Origin of the sequence: Acetobacter sp. AN02 (genome assembly GCF_029759835.1) — a bacterium.
GTDB lineage: Bacteria > Pseudomonadota > Alphaproteobacteria > Acetobacterales > Acetobacteraceae > Acetobacter.
In genome coordinates, this window is the sequence record NZ_JAJJND010000113.1 from 1 (window position 1) to 6,197 (window position 6,197).

General features: G+C 58.1%; 4 protein-coding genes. 2 read left to right on the forward strand and 2 right to left on the reverse strand.

Translation table 11 applies throughout. The features are described from left to right. Positions 1-70: 70 nt before the first annotated feature. Complete coding sequence (locus LOC54_RS10875; protein WP_408740347.1) at positions 71-1,576, reverse strand: sugar porter family MFS transporter; 1,506 nt, start codon at positions 1,574-1,576, stop codon at positions 71-73. A gap of 419 nt (positions 1,577-1,995) precedes the next feature. Between LOC54_RS10875 and LOC54_RS10880 the strand changes: the two genes are divergently transcribed. Then, positions 1,996-3,198, forward strand: coding sequence for a mechanosensitive ion channel family protein (locus tag LOC54_RS10880; protein ID WP_279313834.1), 1,203 nt, complete (start codon positions 1,996-1,998; stop codon positions 3,196-3,198). 60 nt (positions 3,199-3,258) lie between these two features. Then, positions 3,259-3,960, forward strand: coding sequence for an HAD family phosphatase (locus LOC54_RS10885; RefSeq protein WP_279313835.1), 702 nt, complete (start codon positions 3,259-3,261; stop codon positions 3,958-3,960). 14 nt (positions 3,961-3,974) lie between these two features. Here the strand turns inward: LOC54_RS10885 and LOC54_RS10890 are convergent, their stop codons facing one another. Further along, positions 3,975-5,459, reverse strand: coding sequence for a mannitol dehydrogenase family protein (locus LOC54_RS10890; RefSeq protein ID WP_279313836.1), 1,485 nt, complete (start codon positions 5,457-5,459; stop codon positions 3,975-3,977). Positions 5,460-6,197: the final 738 nt, after the last annotated feature.

Genomic DNA, 6,197 nt, shown 5'->3' on the forward strand with positions numbered 1-6,197 from the left:
CTTCATCAGAATCTCCTCATCCTCACGCTGAGAAAATTCTCATCCAAAAGCCACTCTTTTTATGAGGGGATTACCCGGGGATCAGAGTTTCGTCCTGATCTTCGCTGCGGGCGATTGCGGTGTGTCCTTTTGTCGGACGGAAGCGCTTTTCCATCAGGGCGTGCTCGATATCTTCCAGCGAGGCTCCGGAGGTTTCCGGGACGAAGAAGAAGACGAACGCGATCGATGCGATATTGACGAAGGCGTAGAACCACATCGTCCAGGTGAGGCCGATATCTTCGGCCATGGTGAGTGCGGTACTTGTCACGAGCAGGTCTGCGCCCCACAGCGTTGCGGCGTGGAGGGATGTGGCCTGGCCTCTCATGGAGAGGGGGAACATTTCCGCGCCCAGCAGCCATCCGCAGACCTGGATGCCGCCTGAGTTGAACATCATGAACAGCAGCAGGAAGGCGACGATCAGCCAGGAGCCGAGACTTCCCGGTTCGGGGCGTGTCATGAACATGACGCCGAGGCCGATCAGGGCGAGGGCTGCGCCCGGTCCCATGACCAGCATCAGGCGACGGCGGCCGATGCGGTCCACGAAGAGGCATCCGAGGAATGTCATGACGCAGTAGACGACGGCGACGCCGAGTGATGCGAGCATGGCGGATGAGGCGCCGAATCCTGCGTCGCTCAGGAAGGTCGGGGCGTAGTAGATCATCATTTCCAGGCCGCCGCACTGGGTGAAGAAGGCCACGCCAAGAGCTGCGACCAGGGCGGGGCGGACCCAGGGCTGGAACAGGCCGCGCCAGCCGCGGTTGTCGGGATCGACGCCTTCCGTGGTTTCGTGGATGTCGCGCATTTCGCACCGGACGGCCTTTCTGGTTGTCCGGATGCGGCTGAGGCTGGCGATCGCGCTTTTCACGCCTTCATTTTCTGCGGCCCAGCGCGGGCTTTTGGGCAGGAAGAAGGTGGAGACGAAGACGATTGCGGCGGGGCCTGCGGCGATGGCGATCATCGGCCTCCATCCCCAGTTTGTCCGTTCGAACAGGCCGATGACGGCGGCGACGACGATACCGATGCCGATGGCCACGTTAAACATCGTGACCAGCGTGCCGCGGCGTTCGCGCGGGGCCAGTTCGGAGATATACATCGGGACGACCTGTGTGGAGCCGCCCACGGCGAGGCCGAGGACCAGGCGTGCGCCGATGAGTGACCGGACATCCGGCGCCATACTACAGGCGAGCGCGCCCAGCACGAAAATGGCGCTGACAAGGCAGGTTGTGGTTCTGCGTCCGTACCGCTCCGAGAGACTTCCCGCGCCGAACGCACCGAATACGGCACCGAGGAGGATGGCGGAGGCGACGCTTTCCTTCATCCCCGCATTGAGGTGGAATTCCTCTCCCATCAGGGGGAGCGTGCCGGAGATGATTCCTGTGTCATATCCGTACAGCCCGCCGCATATTGCTGCGACAAGTGCGGACAGAAGCAGCGTCCGTTTCGCGTTGGGCGAGACCTCGATCGGTGTATTTTCAAATGACACGGATGCCGTCCGTGCGGTTTGTGGCGCGTATGAAGTTTCAGTCATGGTCTGCATGTCATACACGAATGTGAAGAATTTTTCACGATTTTTTTCATTTTTTATAAAATTTATTATAATTCTTTATTATGTAAGGATTTTTTTAATTTTATTTTGTGTTTCACAAATTATTTTATCAGATGTTGACTTTTCAATACCTGAAAAATATTTTTCCGTGTGAACTTTCATCGCACTCATGACGTTTTATTCCGATATCCATAGTATATCTGAAGATATTTCTTTATTTTCCGATATGCGGGAGGAAGAGGGAAAAGCGTGCGGTATGGTCCCGATTCTGCTTCGCGGGTGAAAGATCCTGCTGCTTCGGGACATGTTCCGCCGGGTGCGGATATGGCGGCACTTCCCCGGCCGGCCGGAGCCCCGGGCTCTGCGCTGTCATTCCTTATCCTGTCTTTTACCTGTCCGAAGGAAACAGTATGGCGGAGCATTGGTACAGATCGACTCTGACGGAGCTCAGCACGACCATTGCCTGGCTTCCGCCGTCTGTTGCCTCCACGATCATCCTTATTGTCGTGGCGTTTATTGCTCTGGTTTCAGGCGGGGCGATTACGGGAATTCTGCCTCTGCTTCCTGGTCTGCGGCGTATTCCGCTGATCCGGGATGTGGCGTTCAGCCTGAAGAATCATGTCCGTGTTCTGATGATGCTGCTTGCGCTGATTGCGGCACTTCCGGTGATGCAGGGGTATTCGGATGCGACGCTTTATACCCTTTCGAGGTCTTTTGCCTGTCTGTTCATTCTGACGCTCGGGTTTGGTCTGATCCGGGCCTTTCGTCTGGGGGTCAATAAATACCGCGACCGGATCACGCGTCTTAAGGGAACCGAGGATATTTCCGCGCGTTCGCACCAGACGCAGATCCGTGTTCTGCATCGTCTGGGTGAATTTACGTTCGGCGTGATTGTCGTGGCGACGGCCCTGATGATGTTTCCGGCCGTGCGGCAGTATGGTGTTTCGCTTTTTGCGTCCGCCGGTGCGGCGTCTCTTGTGATCGGTCTTTCTGCCAGAACGGTTTTTTCCAATCTGATTGCCGGTATCCAGATCGCGTTCACGCAGCCGATCCGCATTGAGGACATGCTGATTCTCAACGGGGACTGGGCCTGGGTTGAGGAGATCAACGCGACCTATGTGGTTTTGCGGACATGGGATCGCCGCCGGTATATTGTTCCGATTTCCTGGTTTCTGGAAAACCCTTTTCAGAACTGGACGCACAGTGCGCCGTCTCTGGTCGGGACCGTCATGCTGGCTCTGGACTATCATGCGGATATTTCCGCCGTCCGCCGCATCTTTGACGAGGAGATTGAGAAATGTCCCGGCTGGGACGGGGATCGTGGCAATACGGCCTGTCAGGTGACGGATATCAATACGCATTCGATCAATATCCGTATGATTGCGGCGACGGTGAATGCGGGGATGATGTGGAACATGTGCTGCGCCCTGCGGGAGCGGATGCTGACGCGTCTGCGGGCCGAGATGCCTGAGTGTCTGCCCAGGGGGCGCACGGCTCTCGTGTCTGCCGAACCCGGGGAGGCACCCTGGCCGGACCGGCTTATATCTCCGCCTGTGAACCGTCCGGAGACGGGTCCGTGGACGGGTCCGGACATCACCCGGAAATCTGCCTGATTTTCTGATATATACGTGCGGATCACGACTGTTCCGCACACCATCGTATGAGGAGACATCATGTCTGTTACCAGGATACCCGCCGATCTTCTTCCGGACGGAGGATCGCCCGTGCGGGGGGTTGTGTTTGATATGGACGGGCTTCTGCTCGACAGTGAGAGTCTGGCGATGGAGGCGCTTGTTCATGCGGGGCGTGATCTTGGCGTTGACATGCCGATGTCGTTCTGCCGCCGCATGATCGGTGTGGCGGCAGACGGGTGTCGCACGCTGGTTCAGGAGACGTATGGCGCGGATTTTCCGATGGAGGATTTTTTCGCCCGTCAGGAAGTGCGTCTGCGCGAGTATGTGGATACGGGGCGTCTTGTGCTCAAGAAAGGCGTTCTGCCGCTGCTTGATCTGCTGGATCATCTGCGTCTGCCGCGTGCCATTGCGACGTCCTCAAGCCGGTATCGTGCGGTTCACCATCTTGATCTTGTCGGTCTGGGGACGCGGTTTGATGCTGTTGTCACCCGTGATGACGTAACACGCGGCAAACCTGATCCGGAGCCTTATCTTACGGCTGCGAAGAAAATCGGGGTTGCTCCGGAATTCTGTCTGGCGCTTGAGGATTCCCATTCCGGGGCGCGTGCGGCGCATGCGGCGGGGATTCGTGTGATTGTGATTCCTGATCTTCTGGAACCGACGGATGAGATCCGTGAGAAGGCTCTGGCCGTCGTCACGGATCTGACCGTTGTGCGCGAGTGGCTGCAGCGGATGTCCTGATCCCGGTCCGGGGATCAGAGTTCCGCTGCGATTTCTGACAAGAGGGCGGGGACGTCTTCTTCTGTCAGGCGGCGCAGGATCCGGGCGATGGCCGCGACCTGTGTTTCGTGATCCGGCAGTGGCGGGCCGAAGACTTCTTCCATGGCGAGGAAGGCTTCTGCCTGGGCTTTGTGGTCATCGCGTGCTTCCGCGCAGATCTGACGCAGGGTGTCGGCCCGGGGGTCCGTGAGTGAGATTTCCAGCGCTTCCTGCTCGTGGAGCGCGAACCAGCGGATCCAGCAGGCCACGAGGAGCCGGGCGCAGGTGACGGGTTTTCCGGCTTCAATATTTTCCCGCATCGGTCTGATGATGCGTGCAGCCATTTTGGCCGATCCGTTGCGTCCGATGCGTTCCACGTCATGTACGATTCCGGGATTGCGGAAGCGTGTCATGAGCTGCTGTGCGTAATCATTGAGATCTTCCGGGGCGAGATCGACACCGGCGGTCTGCTCGTTCCGCATGAAATATGCGGTGATCCGCCCCAGGGTGGGGTCTTCCGCTGCTTCGGCGACCGTGTTCAGGCCGGCGAGGCCTCCGGCATAGGCCAGGAGCATGTGGGCACCGTTGAGCATCTGGAGTTTCGCGCGTTCGAAGACTTCCACATCCCCGACGAATTTCGTTCCCGGATGGGCTTCCCAGCGCGGGCGCGGGCCGTCGAAGCGGCTGATGATCCAGCGGAACCAGGGTTCTGCCGAGACCGGGACCTTGTCCTGGTATCCTCCGAGGTTTTTTCTGGCATCTTCGATATCGTCGTCTGAGAGGGGCGGTGCGATCCTGTCCACCATGGTATCGGGGAACTGCACGTTGCGGCCGATCCATGCGGCGAGGGCGTCGTTGCCTTCGAGAGCGGCGAAATCCAGCACGGCCTGGCGCAGCGTGACGCCGTTATTGCTGACGTTATCGCAGGAGATGATGACGGGCGGGGTTCCGCCTTTCCTGTGTATGATATCGAGGCCGCGGGTGAGGATACCGAGCGCGGTGCGCGGGCGGGCGGTTCTGAGGTCTGCGATGATGTCGTCTGCGGCCGGATCGAGTCCGCCGTCGGCCATCTGGTAATATCCGCTGGCTGTGACCGTGAGGGTGACGATGGCGGTTTCCGGATCGGCTATTCTGGCGGGGAGGCCTGCGGGGTCATCTCCTGCGAAGATGGCTTCCCGGATCGCGCCGATGACGGATGTGACGGTTCCGGCGGGTTCGCGTGTCAGGAGTGTGTAGAGATTATCCTGCCTGTTCAGTTTGCGGGCGAGGTCGGGCCTGCGCATTCCGGCGGAGACGATGCCCCAGCGGAGTCCGTCCGTTCCCTCTTCCCCGATGGCGGCCTGTGTTGCGACGGCCTGGTGCGCTCTGTGGAAATTTCCGCACCCGAGATGCACGATTCCCCGTCCGAGGGCTGCGGGATCGAAGCGGGGACGATGGACGCCGGGGGGTAAATGCGACAGGGCCGCGTAATTCAGCAGCAAGATATCTCCAGTTCCGGATTGTTTGTATCTTCGGGACTCTGGCCCGTGTGGGTTACACTATCATTTTGTGAAAAAAATGTGAAGTTTTATTTATTTGTTTGTTTTTAAAGTAAATATATGTTTATATTATTTATATTTTTCGTTTATATATTCATATACTACTATATTTTATTTTTATTTTCTTGTTTAATTCTGCGGACTCTGATCTGTGGCCTGCGTTTTCTGCCGGATCGGGGAGCGCGCGCGGGACACCGTTTTTTTATCTCTGTCGTGGAGAGTATCGGTTCACTCTCTTCTTGCCTGCCGGGGTGTCCGTGCATATGAGGAGGATTATGAAGCGCGTTGCCATTCTGTCGTTATCTGCTGTCCTGCTGTCTGCCTGTGGCGGGGATTCCCATCTGACTCCGCGTCAGGAGGCGCGACGGAATTCAACGACGCTGAGCAGTTGTAATGACATTGCGAGCCGGACGGCGCGGGGGCGCTGTCTAATGGCCGAATCCCGTCGTCATTATCTTTATACGCATCCGGCGGGAACGCGCCGTCCGGTCACCCGGCACAGGAAGCGTGTGCGCCACCGCTGAGGCCCTGAGGCGCTGGGATGCAATCGGCTGTTTCGCTGCTGTCTGAATCTGACTACGGCGTGTCGTCAGTTAAGGGCTGAGCGTGTGCCGTGAGTGTTGTACTTTCCGGCTTCCTGTGCAGACTGTTTTCCCGGTTTTGAGGGAAACAGACAGATGC

Coding starts and splice junctions, on each gene's coding strand:
- LOC54_RS10875 (WP_408740347.1), bottom strand. CDS start 1,576: ATGCAGACCATGACTGAAACTTCATACGCGCCACAAACCGCACGGACG.
- LOC54_RS10880 (WP_279313834.1), top strand. CDS start 1,996: ATGGCGGAGCATTGGTACAGATCGACTCTGACGGAGCTCAGCACGACC.
- LOC54_RS10885 (WP_279313835.1), top strand. CDS start 3,259: ATGTCTGTTACCAGGATACCCGCCGATCTTCTTCCGGACGGAGGATCG.